Annotated in this window: 21 protein-coding genes; 13 read left to right on the forward strand and 8 right to left on the reverse strand. The window is 71.2% G+C overall.

Translation table 11 applies throughout. The features are described from left to right. Positions 1–12: 12 nt before the first annotated feature. From ilvN to ACFVGW_RS34855, 4 genes are all read left to right on the forward strand, one after another. Positions 13–537 (forward strand): acetolactate synthase small subunit, encoded by a 525-nt coding sequence (ilvN, locus tag ACFVGW_RS34840; protein WP_215065241.1) that lies wholly within the window; start codon positions 13–15, stop codon positions 535–537. Positions 538–672: 135 nt separating this feature from the next. After that, positions 673–1674 (forward strand): ketol-acid reductoisomerase, encoded by a 1002-nt coding sequence (ilvC, locus tag ACFVGW_RS34845; RefSeq protein WP_352191234.1) that lies wholly within the window; start codon positions 673–675, stop codon positions 1672–1674. Positions 1675–1911: 237 nt separating this feature from the next. Continuing rightward, entirely contained in the window at positions 1912–3501 is a 1590-nt protein-coding gene (serA, locus tag ACFVGW_RS34850) for a phosphoglycerate dehydrogenase (protein ID WP_383226580.1), read from the forward strand. 98 nt (positions 3502–3599) lie between these two features. Further along, positions 3600–4175: a TetR/AcrR family transcriptional regulator gene (locus ACFVGW_RS34855; RefSeq protein WP_385854808.1), complete on the forward strand. Its 576-nt coding sequence runs from the start codon at positions 3600–3602 to the stop codon at positions 4173–4175. A gap of 39 nt (positions 4176–4214) precedes the next feature. Here the strand turns inward: ACFVGW_RS34855 and ACFVGW_RS34860 are convergent, their stop codons facing one another. The 3 genes from ACFVGW_RS34860 to ACFVGW_RS34870 are packed head-to-tail and all read right to left on the reverse strand — an operon-like array spanning position 4215 to position 7895. Continuing rightward, positions 4215–5387 (reverse strand): DUF1266 domain-containing protein, encoded by a 1173-nt coding sequence (locus ACFVGW_RS34860; protein ID WP_385854809.1) that lies wholly within the window; start codon positions 5385–5387, stop codon positions 4215–4217. After that, positions 5384–6526, reverse strand: a complete 1143-nt coding sequence (locus ACFVGW_RS34865; RefSeq protein ID WP_385854810.1) for a DUF1266 domain-containing protein — start codon at positions 6524–6526, stop codon at positions 5384–5386. The genes ACFVGW_RS34860 and ACFVGW_RS34865 overlap by 4 nt, the downstream gene beginning before the upstream one ends. A 37-nt stretch (positions 6527–6563) precedes the next feature. Beyond that, entirely contained in the window at positions 6564–7895 is a 1332-nt protein-coding gene (locus ACFVGW_RS34870) for a PucR family transcriptional regulator (protein WP_385854811.1), read from the reverse strand. A 182-nt stretch (positions 7896–8077) separates the two neighbouring features. Between ACFVGW_RS34870 and ACFVGW_RS34875 the strand changes: the two genes are divergently transcribed. The 3 genes from ACFVGW_RS34875 (at position 8078) to ACFVGW_RS34885 (ending at position 11047) form a co-directional block, all read left to right on the forward strand. Then, positions 8078–9004, forward strand: a complete 927-nt coding sequence (locus tag ACFVGW_RS34875; RefSeq protein ID WP_385854812.1) for a proline dehydrogenase family protein — start codon at positions 8078–8080, stop codon at positions 9002–9004. Positions 9005–9034: 30 nt separating this feature from the next. Continuing rightward, positions 9035–10666 (forward strand): L-glutamate gamma-semialdehyde dehydrogenase, encoded by a 1632-nt coding sequence (pruA, locus tag ACFVGW_RS34880; protein ID WP_352191227.1) that lies wholly within the window; start codon positions 9035–9037, stop codon positions 10664–10666. Between the two features lie 144 nt (positions 10667–10810). Then, entirely contained in the window at positions 10811–11047 is a 237-nt protein-coding gene (locus ACFVGW_RS34885; RefSeq protein WP_352191226.1) for a hypothetical protein, read from the forward strand. Here ACFVGW_RS34885 and ACFVGW_RS34890 read toward each other — a convergent pair. The 4 genes from ACFVGW_RS34890 to ACFVGW_RS34905 all read right to left on the reverse strand — a co-directional run bounded on the left by ACFVGW_RS34890 (position 11037) and on the right by ACFVGW_RS34905 (position 14152). Next, a complete protein-coding gene (locus ACFVGW_RS34890; RefSeq protein ID WP_385854813.1) occupies positions 11037–11930 on the reverse strand; it encodes an alpha/beta fold hydrolase in 894 nt (297 codons plus the stop codon). The genes ACFVGW_RS34885 and ACFVGW_RS34890 overlap by 11 nt on opposite strands. A 104-nt stretch (positions 11931–12034) precedes the next feature. Next, positions 12035–12760: a hypothetical protein gene (locus tag ACFVGW_RS34895; protein WP_385854814.1), complete on the reverse strand. Its 726-nt coding sequence runs from the start codon at positions 12758–12760 to the stop codon at positions 12035–12037. Continuing rightward, complete coding sequence (locus ACFVGW_RS34900) at positions 12757–13095, reverse strand: PadR family transcriptional regulator (RefSeq protein WP_352191223.1); 339 nt, start codon at positions 13093–13095, stop codon at positions 12757–12759. The genes ACFVGW_RS34895 and ACFVGW_RS34900 overlap by 4 nt, the downstream gene beginning before the upstream one ends. A gap of 49 nt (positions 13096–13144) precedes the next feature. Beyond that, positions 13145–14152, reverse strand: a complete 1008-nt coding sequence (locus tag ACFVGW_RS34905) for a zinc-binding dehydrogenase (protein WP_385854815.1) — start codon at positions 14150–14152, stop codon at positions 13145–13147. A gap of 100 nt (positions 14153–14252) precedes the next feature. Between ACFVGW_RS34905 and ACFVGW_RS34910 the strand changes: the two genes are divergently transcribed. The 4 genes from ACFVGW_RS34910 to ACFVGW_RS34925 all read left to right on the forward strand — a co-directional run bounded on the left by ACFVGW_RS34910 (position 14253) and on the right by ACFVGW_RS34925 (position 17976). Continuing rightward, on the forward strand, positions 14253–15128 hold the full coding sequence (locus ACFVGW_RS34910; protein ID WP_385854816.1) for a LysR family transcriptional regulator: 876 nt from the start codon (positions 14253–14255) through the stop codon (positions 15126–15128). 227 nt (positions 15129–15355) lie between these two features. Next, on the forward strand, positions 15356–15490 hold the full coding sequence (locus ACFVGW_RS34915; protein WP_352191220.1) for a hypothetical protein: 135 nt from the start codon (positions 15356–15358) through the stop codon (positions 15488–15490). Between the two features lie 116 nt (positions 15491–15606). Next, positions 15607–16647, forward strand: coding sequence for a 3-isopropylmalate dehydrogenase (locus ACFVGW_RS34920; RefSeq protein ID WP_385854817.1), 1041 nt, complete (start codon positions 15607–15609; stop codon positions 16645–16647). Positions 16648–16887: 240 nt separating this feature from the next. After that, the gene (locus ACFVGW_RS34925; protein WP_385854818.1) at positions 16888–17976 is read left to right on the forward strand and encodes a branched-chain amino acid aminotransferase; all 1089 of its coding nucleotides are present in this window, start codon (positions 16888–16890) and stop codon (positions 17974–17976) included. Positions 17977–18089: 113 nt separating this feature from the next. Here the strand turns inward: ACFVGW_RS34925 and ACFVGW_RS34930 are convergent, their stop codons facing one another. Then, on the reverse strand, positions 18090–19502 hold the full coding sequence (locus tag ACFVGW_RS34930; protein WP_385854819.1) for a cytosine permease: 1413 nt from the start codon (positions 19500–19502) through the stop codon (positions 18090–18092). 136 nt (positions 19503–19638) lie between these two features. Between ACFVGW_RS34930 and ureA the strand changes: the two genes are divergently transcribed. Beyond that, positions 19639–20322 (forward strand): urease subunit gamma, encoded by a 684-nt coding sequence (gene ureA / locus ACFVGW_RS34935; RefSeq protein WP_385854820.1) that lies wholly within the window; start codon positions 19639–19641, stop codon positions 20320–20322. Next, a partial coding sequence (locus ACFVGW_RS34940) for an urease subunit alpha (RefSeq protein ID WP_385854821.1) occupies positions 20322–21178 on the forward strand: 857 nt, incomplete at its 3' end. The genes ureA and ACFVGW_RS34940, both read left to right, overlap by 1 nt.

Below are 21178 nucleotides of genomic sequence, written 5' to 3' on the forward strand. Positions count from 1 at the left end.
GAGGAACGACACATGACTAGGCACACGCTCTCCGTCCTGGTGGAGAACACCCCCGGCATCCTCGCCCGGATCGCCGCGCTGTTCTCCCGCCGCGGCTTCAACATCGACTCGCTCGCCGTCGGTGTCACCGAACACCCCGACATCTCCCGCATCACCATCGTGGTCAATGTCGAGGACCTGCCGCTGGAGCAGGTGACCAAGCAGCTCAACAAGCTGGTCAACGTCCTGAAGATCGTCGAACTCGAGCCCTCCGCTGCGATCCAGCGCGAGCTCGTCCTGGTGAAGGTCCGCGCCGACAACGAGACCCGCTCCCAGATCGTCGAGATCGTCCAGCTGTTCCGCGCCAAGACCGTGGACGTCTCGCCCGAGGCGGTCACCATCGAGGCCACCGGTTCGAGTGACAAGCTCGACGCGATGCTCAAGATGCTGGAGCAGTTCGGCATCAAGGAGCTCGTGCAGTCCGGCACGATCGCCATAGGGCGTGGTGCGCGGTCCATCACGGACCGTTCCCTGCGGGCCCTCGACCGCAGCGCCTGACCGGCCTCCCCGGCCGGCCTCCCGGGCGGCCGGCCGACGCGTCCGTCGACCGGTCCGCCTGACGAGACAGAAGACTTCCCTTCCCCCGCCCGCCGTACGGTGGGACGCAACACCAGCACACCAAGGAGAATCCCAGTGGCCGAGCTGTTCTACGACGACGATGCCGACCTGTCCATCATCCAGGGCCGCAAGGTCGCGGTGATCGGTTACGGCAGCCAGGGCCACGCCCACGCGCTGTCGCTCCGTGACTCGGGTGTCGACGTCCGTGTCGGTCTGCACGAGGGCTCCAAGTCCAAGGCCAAGGCCGAGGAGCAGGGCCTGCGCGTGGTGACGCCCGCCGAGGCCGCCGCCGAGGCCGACGTCATCATGATCCTGATCCCGGACCCGATCCAGGCCAAGGTCTACGAGGAGTCGATCGCCCCGAACCTGAAGGACGGCGACGCCCTCTTCTTCGCGCACGGCTTCAACATCCGCTTCGGCTTCATCAAGCCCCCGGCCGGCGCCGACGTCGCGCTCGTCGCCCCGAAGGGCCCGGGCCACCTGGTCCGCCGCCAGTACGAGGAGGGTCGCGGCGTCCCCGCGATCGCCGCGGTCGAGCAGGACGCGACGGGCAACGCCTTCGCCCTGGCGCTCTCCTACGCCAAGGCCATCGGCGGCACGCGTGCGGGTGTCATCAAGACGACCTTCACCGAGGAGACCGAGACCGACCTGTTCGGTGAGCAGGCCGTCCTGTGCGGTGGCGCCAGCGCCCTCGTCAAGGCGGGCTTCGAGACCCTGGTCGAGGCCGGCTACCAGCCGGAGATCGCCTACTTCGAGTGCCTGCACGAGCTGAAGCTCATCGTCGACCTCATGTACGAGGGCGGCCTGGAGAAGATGCGCTGGTCCGTCTCCGAGACGGCCGAGTGGGGCGACTACATCACCGGCCCGCGCATCATCACGGACGCCACCAAGGCCGAGATGAAGAAGGTCCTCGCGGAGATCCAGGACGGCACCTTCGCCCAGAACTGGATGGACGAGTACCACGGCGGTCTGAAGAAGTACAACGAGTACAAGACCCAGGACGAGAAGCACCTCCTGGAGACCACCGGCAAGGAGCTGCGCAAGCTCATGAGCTGGGTGAACGACGAGGAGGCGTAAGCCTTCGGCACGGGGCCGGACACACTGTCCGGCCCCGTGCCACACCGTTGGACAGGCCGTCCAACCACGGACGGGTGATCCTTCCAACGAGGCGCATGATCGGCGCCGATGCACCACTACACTGCTCAACAACATTCGCGTTCAGGCCCACAGCGTCGTGCGCTTTCACGCGGCAAGCCCCCTCCACCGCCTGCGGCCGTCGGGACGGCCGTCCGCACTGGATCTGTGAGGACTCACGTGAGCTCGAAACCCGTCGTACTCATCGCTGAAGAGCTGTCGCCCGCCACCGTCGACGCACTGGGCCCGGACTTCGAGATCCGGCACTGCAACGGCGCGGACCGCGCCGAGCTGCTCCCCGCCATCGCCGACGTGGACGCGATCCTGGTCCGCTCCGCCACCAAGGTCGACGCGGAGGCCATCGCCGCAGCGAACAAGCTCCGGGTCGTGGCCCGGGCCGGTGTCGGCCTGGACAACGTCGACGTCTCCGCCGCCACCAAGGCCGGCGTGATGGTCGTGAACGCCCCGACCTCCAACATCGTCACCGCCGCCGAGCTCGCCTGCGGTCTGCTCGTCGCCACCGCGCGCAACATCCCGCAGGCCAACACCGCGCTGAAGAACGGCGAGTGGAAGCGTTCGAAGTACACGGGTGTCGAGCTCAGCGAGAAGACCCTCGGCGTCGTCGGTCTCGGCCGCATCGGCGTCCTGGTCGCCCAGCGGATGTCCGCGTTCGGCATGAAGATCGTCGCGTACGACCCCTACGTGCAGCCCGCCCGCGCCGCGCAGATGGGGGTGAAGCTGCTGGCCCTGGACGAGCTCCTGGAGGTCGCCGACTTCATCACCGTCCACCTGCCGAAGACCCCCGAGACCCTCGGTCTCATCGGCGACGAGGCCCTGCACAAGGTCAAGCCGTCCGTCCGGATCGTCAACGCCGCGCGCGGCGGGATCGTCGACGAGGCCGCGCTGTTCTCCGCCCTCAAGGAGGGCCGGGTCGCCGGTGCCGGTCTCGACGTGTACGCGAAGGAGCCCTGCACGGACTCCCCGCTCTTCGAGCTCGACCAGGTCGTCTGCACCCCGCACCTCGGTGCGTCCACGGACGAGGCCCAGGAGAAGGCCGGTATCGCGGTCGCCCGTTCGGTGCGCCTCGCGCTCGCCGGCGAGCTGGTGCCGGACGCGGTCAACGTCCAGGGCGGTGTCATCGCCGAGGACGTCAAGCCGGGTCTGCCGCTCGCCGAGAAGCTCGGCCGGATCTTCACCGCGCTCGCGGGCGAGGTCGCGGCGCGGCTCGACGTCGAGGTGTACGGCGAGATCACCCAGCACGACGTCAAGGTGCTCGAACTCTCCGCACTCAAGGGCGTGTTCGAGGACGTCGTCGACGAGACCGTCTCGTACGTCAACGCCCCGCTGTTCGCGCAGGAGCGCGGTGTCGAGGTCCGTCTGACGACCTCCAGCGAGTCGCCCGACCACCGCAACGTGGTCACGGTGCGCGGCACGCTGTCGAGCGGCGAGGAGGTCGCGGTCTCCGGCACGCTGGCCGGCCCCAAGCACCTCCAGAAGATCGTCGCCGTCGGTGACTACGACGTGGACGTGGCGCTCGCCGACCACATGGTGGTGCTCCGCTACGAGGACCGCCCGGGTGTCGTCGGCACCGTGGGCCGTATCCTCGGCGAGGCCGGCCTGAACATCGCGGGCATGCAGGTGGCGCGCGCGGAGGAGGGCGGCGAGGCGCTCGTCGTCCTCACCGTGGACGACACCGTCCCGCCGGCGGTGCTCGCGGAGATCTCGGAGGAGATCGGCGCGGCGTCGGCCCGTTCGGTCAACCTGGTCTGATCCCCGTCCGGGCCCGGCCCGGACCGCACAGGTACCCGTACCCGGTGCGCTAGACGATCGTCTTACACGATTGTCTAGCCGCCGGGTACAGTGCTGTCATGGGACACAAGGAAGACCTGCTGGACGGCGCCAAGCGCTGCCTCCTGGAGAAGGGGTACGCCCGCACCACGGCCCGCGACATCGTCGCCGCCTCGGGCACCAACCTGGCCTCCATCGGCTACCACTACGGCTCCAAGGAGGCCCTGCTCCAGCAGGCGTTCCTCGCGCTCACGGAGGAGTGGGGCAACCGGGTGGGCACGGCCGGGAGCGGTGAGGGCGACGCGACGCTCCCCGCCGACCCGTACGAGCGCTTCCACGGCGTCTGGGAGCAGGTCATCGCCGCCGCCGACGCCAGCCGCCCGGTCTGGAAGCTCCAGACCGAGGTCGTCACCCGCCTCGACGACGACGAGAAGCTCCGCGAGGCCATCAAGGACCCGCAGCGCGAGGGCCGGCTGGGGATGGCCGAGATGTTCCTCGGCCTGGACCCGGAGGCCGACCCGGAGAAGGCCCGGGTCGCGGGGCTCCTCTGTCAGGCCCTGGCGACGGGCGTGATGATCCAGTGGATGGTGGACCCGGAGACGGCCCCCACGGCCGACGACCTGACCGAAGGGCTCAAGGTGCTGATGGGGGAGTGATGGCGCGGGATACGCCCGGAGCCGGCGCGGCGCCACGCCTCAGCGCCACGGGATGTTCCGCCAGGGGCTGCCCTCGTGCTCCGTCAGGACACGGTGGGCGGCCACGTTGTCCTCGTGGTAGGAGCCGTACTCCTCCCCGTCGAAGCGCAGCACCCGCCCCAGCGCGTACCCCGCCGAGTACTCCTCCCACGACCCGTACGCCGAACGGGCGAGCGCACCCGCGTGGACGACGGCCTGTTCCGCCTCCGGGGGCGCGCAGAACCGGGCCGTCAGACCCCAGCGGGCCACGTTCACCGCCCGGCCGTAGTCGTACGCGACCGTCTTGCGCACCCGCCCGTCCGGCGCCAGCAGCCCGTCGGCCCGGAACCGGGCCTCGTAGCGCAGGATGCGGCGCACCAGCGCCTCGATGTGCCGCACCGTCACCGGGCTCGCGCCCAGGTCCTGGGCGTGCCCGGCGGCCGTCTCGCGCCATTCGTCCGGCGAGGGCACCGCTCCACGGGCGGCCCGCAGCTCCTCGCGGACCCGGAGGGCGAAGTCCGGCTCCGGCGGGCTGTTGCGCCCGTCGAGCAGGGCGTCCAGCTCCTTGCGCCAGCCCGCGCGGTCGGTGACGTCCCACCCGTCGCGGAGCGTGTCGAGGATGGTGGTGTACCCCATGTAGGCCGAGCCCACGTCGTTCCACGGGACGCCGTTGCCGAACGCCAGATGGGCGCCGCAGGCGAGGCCGAAGGCGAGCGGGCCGTGCAGGGGGCCGTGCCGCAGTGCGACGAACCGGTCGCCAGGACCCCGCTCCTTCTCGGCGTACACCCGCAGCCACCCCGCGCGGTGCTCGGGCGTGGCGGGCAGCAGCAACTGGCCGGGGGTGCCGCCGTTGACCGAGAGGAGAACCCGGGGGTCGCGCCAGCCGAACTCGGCGGCCCAGCGCAGGGTGACCTGGTGGAAGACCCACTCCGGATGCCAGGGCGGCAGCATCCCGCGCGTCAGGACCGGCCGCACGACGAGCCCCTTGGCCGCCTGCTGGGGGCGCCACCAGACGGTGTCCGGGTCGGCGTCCACCTCGGCCTTGGGGGCGGCGATGAAGAGCTCGGCCCCGGCCAGGACGCGGACCTGTCCCGCGAAATCGCCGCGCTGTCCCGCCTCGTACAGCAGCTGCTCGGTCTCGGACGGCGGGATCCAGGGGGCGCCCTGCGGTGCGGGCGGGCGGCGAGGGCTCATGACCACGGGATGTTCCGGTAGGGGCTCGACGCGTCCTGCGTGAGCGTGCGGTGGAGGGTGAGGGATTCCCGGTACATCGGCTCGGGGTCACCCTCGTCGAAGTGGATCAGCCGGGCCAGCACGTAGCCGAGCGAGAACTCCTCCCAGGAGCCGTAGGCGCGCCGGGCGGCGTCGAGGACGCTCAGGACGGACTGCTCCGCCTCCTGCGGATCGCAGTAGCGCGCGCCGAGCGCCAGCCGTACGACGTTGACGGCGCGGCCGTGGTCGAAGGCGGCGAGGGTGTCGACCCGGCCGCCCGGCGGGAGGAGGCCGTCGACGCGGAACCGCCCCTCGTAGTGGGTGATCCGGCGAAGGAACTCCACCGCCTCGGCCCGGTCCTCGCCGTAGGGGTCCTCCCGCTGGAACGTCTCGGTGACCGCCGCCGCCCACTGCTCGTCGGTGGGCGGGCCGCCCAGCCGCGCGGTGAGACGGCGCCGGACCCCGAGGACGGCCTCGGGGACCCGGCCGACGAGGCGGGTGGCGATCAGGGTCCGCACCTTGTCCCGGAAGTCCGCGCGGTGGTGGACGGCCCAGGGACGGCGCAGCCGGGAGACGTCGGTGGGGTAGTCCTCGTACTGGGCGCCGAGCCGGTTCCACACCAGGCCGTTGAGCACGGCGAGGTGCGCGCCGAGCGCGAGGGCGTGCGCGACCGGCCCGTGCAGATGCTCTCCGGCGTGGGTGAGCAGGCGCAGCCGGGCGGGTCCTCCGCCCTGCGTGCCGGCCTCCTGCCAGGCCCGCCGGTCCGAGGGTCTGGCGGGCAGGGTCTGCGCGCACGGGGTGCCGGAGTTGACGTCGAGCCACCACCGGTCGTTCGGCCAGGCGGCGGCGAGGCGGTCGATCGTGGTCTGTTTGAAGACCCACTCCGGGTGCCACGCCGGCAGCATGCCCTCGGTCAGCACCGGTACGACGGTGCGCCGGGCGGCCTTGTCACGGCGGCTGGGGAGCGGCGGGGTGTAGCCGGGCGCGTCGGCGTGGAGCCGCGGGAGGAGCACGTAGAGGCGGGTTCGCCCGAGAGCGTCGAGAACGGCCGCCCGGTCCCCGCGTGCCTGGTACAGCAGCTGCTCGGTGTACGTCGGCGCCGCCCAACTCCCCGTGGTCATGGGGAGATCCTACAAACCGGTCCGGGGCGGCCCGTGTTCAGAGCCGGGCCGCCTTGAGTGCCATGTGCAGCAGCAGGCGGTCCTCGCCCGCGTCCAGGTCGAGGCCCGTCAGCTGTTCGACGCGCGAGAGGCGGTAGTAGAGCGTCTGGCGGTGGATGCCGAGCGCGGCCGCCGTGCGGCCCGCCTGGCCCGCGTGGTCGAGGAACACCTCGGCGGTGTGGGCCAGTTCGCTGTGCGCGGCGCCGAGCAGGGCGCGGACCGCCGGGTCCGGGGCGGTCCGGGGGAGCGCGGTGAGCAGGCGGTACGGCCCGATGGCGGACCACTCGGCGAGCGGGCCGAGCGCCGGCTGGGCCGTCGCCGCCCGCGCACCCGCCGAGGCCTCGCTCCAGGCGGTGTCCAGGTCGGCGAGCCCGCGGCGCGGGAGCGCGACACCGGCGACGGCCCCCGCGCCCGCGGCGTCCCGCAGCCGCCCGGCGGCGGAGGCGGCGGGCGCGAGGTTGTCCGCCGCCCGCAGCCGCACCAGCACGCCGAGCGCCCAGGCACCCTCGCCGCCGAGTCCCGAGGTTCCGCCGAGCTCCGAGGTCGCCCCCTCCGCCTCCCCGGCCCCACGCGCTTCCGAACCCCCGCCGGAGGCCCGGCTCGCGCCCGAGGCCCGGCCTCCGCCCGAGGCCCGGCCGCCGCGCGCCTCCCGGGCCCCGGCCGGCTCCGTGGTCCCGCCGCGCACCGCCTGGGCCGGCGGGAGGTGCCACGGCACGGTGCACAGAGCAGCGGCGGCCGGGACCGTACGGGGCGACGGGCTGTCCTCGCCCGGCCAGGGCGCCACGCAGACCATCGCGTGCAGCCCGTCCGCGTCCGGGCCCAGGGCCGTGCGCAGCGCCGCGAGCGCCATGTCGTACTGCCAGCCGCGCTCCGCCGTCAGGGCCGCCCGCAGCTCGCGGGAGAGGTCCGAGCCCGCGCGCTCCTCGTCCGCGAGCAGGCCACCGATGCGGGTGGCGACCTCCATGGCCGCCGTGAGCTGGGCGTGCGTGGGATGGGGCTCGGCGTCCAGCAGCCAGACGTACCCGAGGACGACGCCCCGATGCCGTACGGGAAGACAGATCCGGTCCCGGAACACCCCGGCGTCCGGGGCCGCCGGGATCCGTACCGGGCCCGTCGCCCGGGTGATGCCGAACCCCTCGAACCAGGCGCGGACCGCCGGCGTCGACTTCCGGGTCAGGATCGACCGTGTCCGGACCGGGTCCATCGCCGCGTCGTCGTCGCTGTCGTGGGCGCCGAAGGCGATCAGCCCGAAGTCACGGTTCTCCAGCGTCGCCGGTGCTCCCAGAAGCGCGGAGATCTCGTCCACCAGTTCTTGGTAATCGCCCTTCACGGCGCCATTCTCGCACCCCTTCAGACATTTGTATGAGATGCCGCGCACGGATGCGTGACAGCTGTCGATGGCAGAGGATCGGAGCGATCCTTAGGTTTCACGGTGGTTCTCCGTGCTGTTCCCGATTGCTTACGAAAGTTCGGGTAGGCACCCTTCGTCACCCTGCCCTTCTGGAGGTCCCCGTGCTGGGTCCCGTGATCCTCGCCGCGTCCCGCAGCGACAAGATGCGCCGTTTCGTGTCGGCCGCCCCCGGGACCAAGCAGGTCGTGGACCGGTTCATCGCCGGTGAGACGGTCGACCACGTCATCCCGATCGTCCAGGACATCACCGGCCGCGGCCTGGAGGTCACCCTCGACGTCGTCGGCGAGGACATCACCACCGTCGAGCAGTCCCACGCCGCGCGCGACGCCTACCTGGAGCTCATCGGCCGCCTGAAGGAGCTGGGCCTCGGCGAGCGCGCCGAGATGTCCGTGAAGCTCTCGATGTTCGGACAAGCACTGGAGGGCGGCCACGAGCTCGCCCTCGCCAACGTCCGCCCGGTCGTCGCGGCCGCCGCCGAGATCGGCACCACGGTCACCCTGGACGCCGAGGACCACACCACCCTCGACTCGATGTTCGCCATCCACCAGGAGCTGCGGAAGGACTTCCCGCAGACCGGCTGCGTCATCCAGGCCTACCTCTTCCGGACCGAGGAGGACGCCCGCCGCCTCGCCGCCGACGGCTCCCGGGTCCGGATCGTGAAGGGCGCCTACAAGGAGCCCGCCTCCGTCGCCATCCAGGACAAGCCCGAGATCGACAGGGCCTACGTCCGGATCATGAAGATCCTGATGGAGGGCGAGGGCTACCCGATGATCGGCTCCCACGACCCCCGGCTGATCTCCATCGGCCAGGAGCTCGCCCGCCGTGCGGGGCGCAAGCTGGACGAGTACGAGTTCCAGATGCTGTACGGCATCCGCAGCGAGGAGCAGAACCGTCTCGCCGCCGAGGGGCACCGCATGCGTGTCTACACCGCGTACGGCACCGACTGGTACGGCTACTTCATGCGCCGCCTCGCGGAGAAGCCGGCCAACCTCCTCTTCTTCGTCCGCTCCATCCTCACCAAGGGCTGAGCCCACCCCTCAAAAGGAGTTACGAGACTCATGGACGCTGTGACCCAGGTCCCCGCTCCGGTCAACGAGCCGGTGCACAGCTACGCCCCCGGTTCCGCCGAGCGTGCCCGTCTGGAGGCCAAGCTCAAGGAGCTGGCCGACAACCCGCGCGACCTGCCGATGACCATCGGCGGCGTCAAGCGCATGGGCGGCGGCGAGCGCGTCGACGTCGTGCAGCCGCACAACCACAAGTCCGTCATCGGCACCTTCGCGGGCGCCACCCAGCAGGACGCCCAGGACGCCATCGACGCCGCCCTGGCCGCCGCCCCGGCCTGGCGCGCGATGTCCTTCGACGACCGCGCCGCGATCATCCTGCGCGCCGCCGAGCTGCTGGCCGGCCCCTGGCGCGAGACGCTGGCCGCGTCCACCATGCTGGGCCAGTCCAAGACCGCGCAGCAGGCCGAGATCGACACCCCCTGCGAGCTCGTCGACTTCTGGCGCTTCAACGTGGCGTACGCCCGCCAGATCCTGGCCGAGCAGCCGCCGGCGAACTCGCCCGGCGTGTGGAACCGCCTCGACCACCGCCCGCTCGAGGGCTTCGTCTACGCGATCACGCCGTTCAACTTCACGGCCATCGCGGGCAACCTGCCCACCGCCCCCGCCCTCATGGGCAACGTGGTGGTCTGGAAGCCGTCCCCGACCCAGACCCACTCCGCCGTGCTCCTCATGGAGCTCCTGGAGGAGGCCGGTCTGCCGAAGGGCGTCATCAACCTGGTGACGGGCGACGGCATCGCCGTCTCCGAGGTGGCCCTGAACCACCGCGACCTGGCCGGCATCCACTTCACCGGTTCGACCAAGACCTTCCAGCACCTGTGGAAGACGGTCGGCAACAACATCGAGTCCTACCGCTCGTACCCGCGGATCGTCGGCGAGACCGGCGGCAAGGACTTCGTCGTCGCCCACCCGAGCGCCGACCGCGCGATCCTGAAGACCGCGCTGACCCGCGGCTCCTTCGAGTTCCAGGGCCAGAAGTGCTCCGCGTCCTCGCGTGCGTACGTCCCGGCCTCCCTCTGGAACTCGGGCTTCAAGGAGGAGTTCGCGGCCGAGGTCGACGGCATCAAGATGGGTGACGTCACCGACCTGACGAACTTCATCGGCGCCGTCATCGACGAGCGTTCGTTCGCCAAGAACAAGGCCGCGATCGACCGTGCGAAGGCCGACGAGACCTGCACGATCGTCGCCGGAGGCACGTACGACGACTCGGAGGGCTACTTCGTCCGCCCGACCGTCATCGAGTGCACCGACCCGGAGAACGAGGTCTTCACGACCGAGTACTTCGGCCCGATCCTCGCGATCCACGTCTACGAGGACGACAAGTACGACGAGATGCTGACCCAGATGGAGTCGGCCTCGGACTACGCGCTGACCGGCTCGGTCATCTCCGGCGACCGTGCCGCCACGGCGTACACGATGGAGAAGCTCCGCTTCGCCGCGGGCAACTTCTACATCAACGACAAGTCGACCGGTGCCGTCGTCGGCCAGCAGCCCTTCGGCGGCGGCCGCGCCTCGGGTACGAACGACAAGGCGGGCGCCCCGCAGAACCTGATGCGCTGGACGCTGACCCGCGCGATCAAGGAGACGCTGGTCCCGCCGACCGAGTACGGCTACCCCCACATGGGCTGACGCCCCCCTGGGCTGACGCCCCCCGGGCCTCCCTGAGGCCCACCCCTGACACCGCCCCCCTCCTGGACCCCCAAACCAGGACGGGGGCGGTTCTCATGCGCGGGGCTTACGCTGCTGGGAGGGGGTTCGGCGAGGAGGTACGACATGCCTGGTTCGACGACGCTCGGCCCCGGGCACGGGGTCGACGCGATCGACCACCTCGACGCGGTGCGGATGACGTCCCTGATGAAGGAGCTGCACCGGCTGCTGACCGTGTCGGGACCCGACCGGATCACGGACGGACAGGTCGCGGCCATGTGCGGGGACGAGGCTCGCGGCCGAGCGGAGTTCACCGACTGGATGGAGCGGATGGTCCGCGATCTGGAGAAGGCTACGGCCTGACGGGGACGCGCCGCGCGAGGAAGTCCGCGATCAGCTCGGCGATCCGCGGCGCGTGGGTCTCCAGGGCGAAGTGGCCCGTCGGCAGGAGGTGGACCTCCGCGTCCGGAAGGTCGCCGAGGAAGGCCTTCGCGCCCGCCGGTACGAAGACCTCGTCGCCCTCGCCCCAGACGGCCAGCAGGGGGACCTGCGTGGTGCGGAAGTACTCCTGGAAGGCGGGGTAGAGGGCGAAGTTGGAACCGTAGTCGCCGATCAGGCCGAGCTGGATCGCGTCCTGGCCGTCCCGGGCCATCAGGGCGGCGTCGTGGTGCCAGGCGTCGGGGCTGAGCAGGTCGCGGAGCTCGGCCGGGACGCCCGTCTCGTACTGCCATCGGATGCCGTCGAGCGAGCGGATGGAGCGTACGGGCTCCTCGGTCTCGGGGGTCCTGTCGGCGATCATCGCGAGGACCGGCGCCCAGGCCTCGTCACCGAGGCCCTCCTCGTACGCGTTGCCGTTCTGGGTGACGATCGCGGTGACGCGCTCGGGGTGGGCGAGGGCGAGGCGCAGACCGATGGGGGCGCCGTAGTCCTGGATGTAGAGCGCGAACCGGTCCAGGCCGAGGGCCTCGGTGAACTCGGCCGTGACGGCCGCCAGTTCGGCGAAGGTGTAGTCGAACTCCTCCGCCGGCGGCGCCGCGCTGCGGCCGAAGCCGACATGGTCGGGGGCGATCAGCCGGAACCGGTCGGCGAGCCGCGGGATCAGGTCGCGGAACATGTGCGAGCTGGTGGGGAAGCCGTGCAGCAGAAGCAGGACGGGTGCGTCGACGGGGCCGGCCTCCCGGTAGTGGATCTCATGGCCGCGGACGGTGACGGTGCGGTGGTGGACCGGCTGCAGCGGAGACGTCATCACTAACCCCTCAATGTGCTCTGACTGGTTGACGGTGAGAGTGAAGCAGGCGCGGCTCTAACCTGTCAATGAGAGTTAAGTGGTTAGCGGGGATGGTGTCGGACTCAGCCCCGGCAGCCCTTGGCGGCGTCCCGGCGCAGGCCGATCGCCCCGCCTGCCGCGCCGAACAGTGCGGCGAAGAGCGCCGTGTAGGGCGGCAGGTCGAAGGCGCCGACGGTGGTCGCCACGACCGCGGCGAGGACCATGATCAGCCAGACCGCGAGCAGCGCCTTGCCCTTGCGGCTGAGGAAGAGCCATCGGCCGGGCCGCTCGGGCAGCGTGCCGAGAGCCGCGGCCGGCCCCTCGCTCGCCGCCTTCGGGCGCTTGAAGTAGGCGAAGAGCATCCACTCCCCGCACAGCTCCCACCCCTCAGGCGTCAGTCGCTCCAGCACCGGGTCGCGCCGCTTCCCGTTGATCAGCTCACGGCGGTACTCCCAGCGCAGCGCGGCCCCGGGTGTGCGCCTGCACATGAACCGGCCGAGCGTGTCGAGCCCCTCGACCTCCCAGCCCTGGTCGCCGTGGAGGTCGAGCAGGCGCCGGTCGTTGTAGATGTCCGCCGTCCAGAGCCAGGTCTCGGCCTGCTCGGCGGGCTCGGCCGCCACCGGCGCCGTGCCGCCCAGTCGCGCCGCGAAGCCGGCGGCCGGGCCGAACTCCTCCTCCGGCGACGTGCCCGTGTCGGAGAGGTGTCCGCGCAGCTCGGCGACGGTGGAGGCGATCTGTTCCGCCGGTACGCCGGCCCCGCGCAGCGCGGCGGTCAGCTCGTCGAAGTACGCGCTCGGCTCGGTGTTCATCGTGTTCCCCCGGTCTTCAGCATGGTCTGTACGGCGGTGTGGAAGGTCAGCCACGCCCCGCTCTCGGTGGTGAGGTGGCTCCGGCCCTGCTCGGTGAGGCGGTAGTAGCGGCGCCCCGGTCCCCGCTCCGCGGCCCGGAACTCGGCCTCCACCAGCCCGGCCTCCTCCAGCCGGTTCAGTACGGGATAGAGGGTCCCGCCCTTGATCTCCCCGAGCCCCGCCTCGGCGAGTGCCTTGGAGATCTCGTATCCGTAGCTCTCGCCCTCCGTGAGGCAGGAGAGGACGAGGAGGTCCAGGACGCCCTTGAGCCAACTTGATCTGCGGTCTGCGGCCATGGCTGTATTCCATCACCAGCTAGGTAGGAATGCAACCTAGATGGCGATGCTAGCTGGATCGGGACACCAGCATCTTGCCGATGTTCTCGCCGCGCAGCATCCCCAGGAACGCGTCCACGATGTGCTCGAAGCCGTTCACCACCGTCACGTCGAGCGGCAGCCGGCCGCTGCGCAGATGCGGCACGGCGAAGTCGTACAACTCCTGCTGAGCGTCCGCGTGGTGGGAGACCAGGAAGCCCTCGAGGCGGATGCTCTTCTCCACCAGGTCGAAGAGGTTGCGCGGGGCCGGCGGGGGAGCGGAGAGCGCGTGGTACTGCGCGACGGCGCCGACCCAGGCGATCCGGCCGTGCTCCCGCAGCGAGGCGATCGCCGCCTCCAGATGGTCCCCGCCCACCCCGTCGAGCACCGCGTCCAGACCCTCCGGCGCCGCCTTCGCGAGCAGTTCCGCCACCGGCCCGTCGTGATAGTCGAAGGCCGCGTCGAAGCCCGCCTCCTGCGTCAGGTACGCGACCTTCCGTGCCGAACCCGCGCTGCCGACGAGCCGTCCGGCGCCCAGCAGCCGGGCGAAACGGCCGGCCGCCGTGCCGACCCCGCCCGCGGCGGCGGAGACGAACAGGTCCTCGCCCGGCTGGAGCCGGGCGATCCGGGTCAGGCCGACGTACGCCGAGAGGCCCGTGCCGCCCAGGACGCTCAGATGCGCGGTGAGCGGAACGCCCTCGAAGTCGGGGACGGCGCGCACCTCGTCGGGCGCGACGAGGGAGTGCGTGCGCCAGCCCTTGCGGTGCAGGACCAGGTCGCCGGCGGAGAGCGCGGGGGTGCGGGAGGCCAGGACACGGCCCAGGGTGCGGCCCTCCATGGGGGAGCCGAGGGTCCACAGGGCGTCCCCGTCCATCGCCTCGCGGTGGTACGGGTCCACGGACCAGAGGAGGTTCTCGACGAGCGCGGTGCCGGGCGCCGGGGAGGGGACCGGGGCCTCCACGAAGGCGAAGTGGCCGGCGGTGGGGAAGCCGTCCGGACGTGCGGTCTGGTGGACGGTGATCATGGTGCTGTGCGTCATGGGGGAGACCGTAGGAAGGAATCCGGCGGCCGGGCAGTAGGTTGCTCCGATGGATCGCCCCGATCCATCGAAGTTCCTCATACTCCGAGGTGGAAGCCCGATGATCGACCTCGCGCCGCACGAGTTGCGCGTTCTCCTCGCCGTCGGGAGCGAGCGCGGCTTCTCGGCCGCCGCCCGGGCGCTCGGCACGACCCAGTCCGCCGTCTCCCACTCCGTACGGACCAGCGAGCGCAAGCTCGGCGCTGTCCTCTTCGACCGGGGGCGCAGCGGGGCCACGCCCACCGCTGCCGGGGAGCGGGCCCTGGCCCATGCCCGGCGCGTGCTGCGGCTCCTGGAGGTGATGGCCGCGGAGGTGCGCGGGGCCGGGAGCGGTACCGTCGCCGGGCCGCTGCGGATCGCCGCCTTCCGTAGCGCCGCCCTGCATCTGCTGCCGCGCGCCCTGGAGCGGCTCGCCGCCCTGCACCCGGAGCTCGTCCCGGAGGTGCGGATCGTACGGGAGGTGGGGCGCGGGACGGCCGGCGAAGTCCTGGACGGGCGGGCGGACCTCGGCATCGCGACGATCGGGACGACCTCTCCCGTACCGCCGCGGCTCGTCGGGGGCGTGCTGGTGGAGGAGGCGTACGCGCTGGTGCATCCGGCCGGGCATCCGTCGCCGCGCTCGCTGCCGCTCGTCGACTGGGCGGAGAACTGCACCTCCTACACCCGGCGATGGTGGGCGGAGCAGGAGTGGCTGCCCGCGGCGACCGTCGAGGCCGAGGACGACGGAGCGGTGCTCTCGATGGTGAGCAGTGGTTTCGGCATGGCCGTGATGCCGGAACTCTCCCTGATCGGAGCACCGCCCTCGGTGGAGATCACCGATCTCGGCCTGGAGCGACCGACTCGGACCGTCGGCTATGTCACCACCCCTGAGCTGGGGAAATCCCTCGCGGTGCGGGCGCTCGTCCGGGAACTGCGGGCCGTCCGCCGACCGGTGTGAGCCGATCGCCGTCTCAGATAGTAGGAAGTCCGAGTAATTGTGGAGACAGATGCGGCCACCTGTCCTAGCTTTGTAGGAGCCGAACGTCTCGCTCCATCAGCGAATGGCGGTCGTGAGCGCGATGCCCCCCGTGCAGGCAACCCCTGCGGGCCCGCTCCCCGCCCCTTCCGGCGCCTTCGATCACCACTGATCTCGGATCATCACTGATCTCAAGGAGTCGATCCCTCATGGCCGCTGAGACCACCCGCCGTGTCCGCCACTCCGTCGTCCGCCCCAGCGGCGACGACGCCCGCAAGAACGCCGCCGCCGCCCTCCAGCGTGCCCTCGACCGCCGTGACAACGGCGGCTCCACCGGGCACTGACGTCCCGAGTGCAGGCCCCGGGCACCCTGCCCGGGGCTCCGGTTCCGTCGGGCGCGGATGGGTCCACATGATGGACTGCGCGTGTCAGACGGTGGGACGAGGAGTAGGGTGCCGACATGTCTCACAGCATCAATCTCGCAGTCATTCCCGGCGACGGCATCGGACAGGAAGTCGTGGCCCAGGGCCTCAAGGTCCTCGCTGCCGCGCTTCCGCAGGACGTGAAGCTGGAGACGAAGGAGTTCGACTTCGGCGCCAAGCGCTACCACGCGACCGGTGAGACCCTCACCGACGCCGACGTCGAGGCCCTCAAGCAGCACGACGCGATCCTGCTCGGTGCGATCGGCGACCCCTCGGTCCCGTCCGGTGTGCTGGAGCGCGGCTTCCTGCTGAAGCTCCGCTTCCTCTTCGACCACCACGTCAACCTGCGTCCCTCGAAGCTGCTCCCGGGCGTGTCGACCCCGCTCAAGGGCCAGCCCGAGATCGACTTCATCGTGGTCCGCGAGGGCACCGAGGGCCCGTACACCGGCAACGGCGGCTCGATCCGCACCGGTACCCCGCACGAGGTCGCCACCGAGGTCTCCGTCAACACGGCCTTCGGTGTCGAGCGCGTCGTCCGCGACGCCTTCGCCCGCGCCCAGGCCCGCCCGCGCAAGAAGCTGACGCTGGTCCACAAGAACAACGTCCTGGCGTACGCGGGTCACCTCTGGACCAACATCTTCAACAAGGTGGCCGAGGAGTTCCCCGAGGTCACCACCGACTACCTGCACGTGGACGCGGCGACGATCTTCCTCGTCACGCAGCCCGAGCGGTTCGACGTGATCGTCACCGACAACCTCTTCGGCGACATCATCACCGACCTGGCCGCGGCCGTCTCCGGCGGCATCGGCGTCGCCGCCTCGGGCAACATCAACCCGAGCGGCGAGTTCCCGTCCATGTTCGAGCCCGTGCACGGCTCGGCGCCGGACATCGCGGGCCAGGGCAAGGCCGACCCCACGGCCACCGTGCTCTCCGTCGCCCTCCTCCTGCGCCACCTCGGTTACGAGTCCGAGGCCGGCCGCATCGAGGCCGCCGTCGCGGCTGACCTGACCGAGCGGGGCGACTCCGTCCGTACGACGGACGAGATCGGCGACGCGCTCGCGGTACGCGTAGCGAGCTGACCCGACGAGCCACACACACAGCCGCCGGGTCGCACCAGCACCCGGCGGCTGTACCTATGCGGTCGCAGGGTGCCACCATCAGACCCTGGACCGCGCCACACACCGTTTCGTGCACCGGTCCCCACGGGCGATAATCGAACGTGGGGCCGCGGCATGCGGTAAAGCTCGGACGTCCTAGCAGAGCACTGATAGCGGCGTGAGCGCGGTCCGTCACACACAACCGGTGAAGGACTAGCACTCATGACGACGCCCACGATCGAGCTCAAGCCCTCCTCCAGCCCGCTGTCCGACGCGGAGCGCGAGGCGATCCTGGCCAACCCCGGATTCGGCCGCCACTTCACCGACCACATGGTGACCATCCGCTGGACCGAGGGGCGCGGCTGGCACGACGGTCAGCTCGTGCCGTACGGCCCGCTCTCGCTCGACCCGGCCACGAACGTCCTGCACTACGCCCAGGAGATCTTCGAGGGTCTCAAGGCGTACCGCCGTCCCGACGGCACCGTCGCCACCTTCCGCCCCGACGCCAACGCCCGGCGCTTCCAGGCCTCCGCCCATCGGCTCGCCATGCCGGAGCTGCCCGTCGAGACCTTCATCGAGGCCTGCGACGTCCTCGTCCAGCAGGACAAGGCATGGGTCCCGGCCCACGGCGGCGAGGAGTCGCTCTACCTGCGTCCGTTCATGATCGCGACCGAGGTCGGCCTCGGCGTGCGGCCGGCGAACGAGTACCTCTTCTGCGTCATCGCCTCGCCCGCCGGACCGTACTTCCCCGGTGGCGTGAAGCCCGTCTCGATCTGGCTCTCGGAGGACCGCGTCCGCGCCGTCCCCGGCGGCATGGGCGACGCCAAGACCGGCGGCAACTACGCGGCCTCCCTGCTGGCGCAGGCCGAGGCGGCCGAGAAGGGCTGCGACCAGGTCGCCTACCTCGACGCCGTGGAGCACAAGTGGGTCGAGGAGCTCGGCGGAATGAACCTGTACTTCGTGTACGGGGACAGGATCGTCACCCCGACGCTGACGGGCTCCCTGCTCGCCGGCATCACCCGTGACTCGCTCCTCCAGCTCGCCAAGGACCTCGGCTACACCTCCGAGGAGGGCCGCGTCTCCATCGACCAGTGGAAGACCGACAGCGAGAACGGCACCCTCACCGAGGTCTTCGCCTGCGGTACGGCCGCCGTCATCACGCCCGTCGGCACGGTGAAGTCGGCGCGCGGTGAGTGGCAGCAGTCGGGCGGGCAGCCCGGCGAGGTCACGATGAAGCTCCGCGACGCGCTGCTCGCGATCCAGACGGGCAAGTCCGAGGACGTCCACGGCTGGACGCACCAGCTCGGCTAGTCATCCCCGACCCGGGGGCCGTGGCCGTCCGTTCCGTACGAGGAGGAACGGGCGGGCACGGCCCCCGGGATCGCCGCGCACGCGGGTCCACTCACCCGGGTGCGCGGAGCCGCTCAGACCGCGGGCTCCGCCGCCGGCTCCGGCGCCACCGCGACGCGCGGCGTCAGCGCCGCGTACAGCGCCCCGCCCACCACGCCCGACAGCACGAAGCTGCAGTCGATCCCGCCCGTCAGGGCGAGCAGCGGCCCCTCGTACAGTGGGGTCGACACCGAGGCGAGGCCCACCGTCGCGCCCAGCGCCCAGCAGGCCGTGGCCCGCGGGTGCCAGCCCGCCGAGAACCAGTACGCGCCGCCCCGCGCCCGGCGGTTGTACACCTGGAGCGCCTCCGGGTCGTACGCGCCGCGACAGCGCGCGTGCCCGATCAGCGTGATCACGGCCCACGGCGTACCGATCGCCGTCAGCAGCAGGACGAACGACGTCATCGCCGACTGCGCGTCCGAGGCGAAGTGGCCGAGGAAGACGAAGGCCGTGGCCACCGCCGCCACCACCAGCGTCGCCCGCGCCCGGGTCGCCCGCGGCAGGATCGCGTCCAGGTCCAGGCCCATGGAGTACAGCATCAGACCCGCGTTGCCGACGGTGCCCGCGGTCGCCGCGAGCAGCAGCGGCACCACGTACCAGGCGGGGGAGGCCGCGACGAGCGGGCCCGCGTAGTCCAGCGCGCCGCGCGCCGCCAACGCCGTGTACGTACCGAAGAGCTGAGGGATCAGCAGGCCGAGGACCAGGCCGACGCAGGTGGTCCTCCAGACGGTCTTCGGGCTGTACCGCTCGGGGGATATGTAGCGGGTGTAGTCGCCGAGCAGCGTGATGAAGGCGACCGGGCCGCTGAGACCGGCGGCCACCGCCGAGAGCACCCAGGTCGGCCAGAACGAGCCGAGCAGATACGGGGTGTCGGGCACCGGGGCCGCGGTGACGTCGCCCGCGTACGCGACGAGTCCGAGGCCGAGCAGCAGGGTCATGCCGATCGCGAGCCCCTTGCTGAGCCGGAGCAGCAGGCCGTAGCCGAAGACCGCGAAGACGACCGTGCAGGCGGCGAGCACCGCGTACACCACCGCGTGCATGGTGTCCCCGGTCGGTACGCCGGTCAGCCGGGCGAGCGTTCCGACCACCACGTCGCCGCCGATCCACAGCGTCAGCGCCGTGTAGCCGAGCGAGAGCAGCAGACCCACGACCGAGCCGACGAGCCGGCCGCGGACGCCGAAGAAGGCGCCGCTGGAGGTCGAGAGGTTCGTCGCGGTGCGCAGCGAGACGAGGGCGAGCGGGGCGGTCACGGCGACGCCGACGAGCGTGCCGGTGACGACGGAGGTCACCGACGCCCACAGCCCGAGGCCGAAGGAGACCGGCAGCCAGCCGAAGACGATCACTCCGAGGCAGAGGTTCGAGCCGAGGAGGATCGCCAACAGGTCTCGCGGGCCGCTGGTGCGTTCCGCCTCGGGGATGGTGTCGACTCCGCGCTGTTCGATCGGCATGGGGCTCCCTGCGGGGCAAGCGGGTGGACAGGATTTAGAGTGGCGCTCAATGTGACCCACTACCGACGCGTTCGTCAATGCTTGGATACGAAGCGTCGAACGTTTAGAGTGTCGCTCAAACAGGAGGTGTGTGGACGTGCGACTGACCCCCACGGAACGAGACCGGCTGCTGCTCTTCGGCGCGGCGGAGCTCGCCCGGGCCCGCCGGGCACGGGGCCTGCGGCTCAACGTGCCGGAGGCGACGGCCCTCATCGCGGACACCGTCTGCGAGGCGGCCCGCGACGGCAGGCGGCTCGCCGAGGCGATCGCCGCCGCCCGGTCCGTGCTCGGCCCGGACGACGTACTGCCGGGTGTGGCCGATGTCGTCACCGAAGTGCATGTCGAGGCCGTTTTCGACGACGGCTCGCGGCTCGCGGTCGTCTCCGACCCGATCGGCGGTCCCTCGCTGGGCGAGAGCGCCCCGGGCGCGCTGCTGCCCGGCCCCACCGAGGCGGCGGAACCGCCCGCGCTGAGCCTGCACGTCCGCAACACGGCGACGGTCCCGGTGAGCGTGACCTCGCACTTCCACTTCTTCGAGGCCAATCCGCGCCTCGACTTCGACCGGGCCGCCGCCTACGGCATGCGGCTCGCGATCCCCGCCGGGGCGTCCTTCCGCTTCGACCCGGGCGGTGACGCCGAGGTCGGCCTCGTGCCGATCGGCGGCGCGCGCGTCGCCATCGGTTTCGCCGGTCTGGTCGACGGACCGCTGGACGCGCCCGGCGCGAAGGAAGAGGCCCTGCGACGCGCCGCGGCCTGCGGCTACCTGGGAGTTGAGGCGTGATGGACCCGTACGAGTACGCATCGGTGCACGGACCCCGTGCGGGCGACCGGGTGGTCCTGGGTGACTCGGGGCTGGTCGTCCGGGTGGAGTCGGACGCGCAGAAGCCGGGTGACGAGTTCCTGGCCGGGTTCGGCAAGACCGCCCGCGACGGTCTTCACCTCAAGGCGGCGGCCGTCCGCGAGACCTGCGACGTCGTGATCAGCAACGTCCTGGTGATCGACGCGGTTCAGGGCATCCGCAAGGTGTCGATCGGTATCCGTGAGGGCCGGATCCATGCCATCGGGCGCGCGGGCAACCCCGACACCCTCGACGGAGTCGACATCGTCGTCGGCACCGGCACGTCGATCGTCTCCGGCGAGGGCCTCATCGCCACCGCCGGTGCCGTGGACACCCATGTCCACCTGCTGTCCCCCCGCATCATGGAGGCCTCCCTCGCCTCGGGTGTGACCACCATCATCGGACAGGAGTTCGGTCCTGTCTGGGGGGTTGGCGTCAACTCGCCGTGGGCTCTGAAGCATGCGTTCGGTGCGTTCGACGCGTGGCCGGTGAACATCGGTTTCCTGGGGCGTGGTTCGTCTTCTGATGCGGCGCCGTTGGTGGAGGCGTTGGCGGAGGGCGGGGCGTCGGGTTTCAAGGTGCATGAGGACATGGGTGCGCATACGCGTGCTCTGGACACGGCGCTGCGGGTGGCCGAGGAGCACGATGTTCAGGTGGCGTTGCACAGTGACGGCCTGAACGAGTGTCTTTCCGTCGAGGACACGTTGCGGGTGCTCGACGGGCGGACGATCCATGCGTTCCACATCGAGGGGTGTGGGGGCGGTCATGTGCCGAACGTGCTGAAGATGGCGGGTGTGCC

Origin of the sequence: Streptomyces sp. NPDC127129 (genome assembly GCF_042671585.1) — a bacterium.
Lineage (GTDB): Bacteria > Actinomycetota > Actinomycetes > Streptomycetales > Streptomycetaceae > Streptomyces.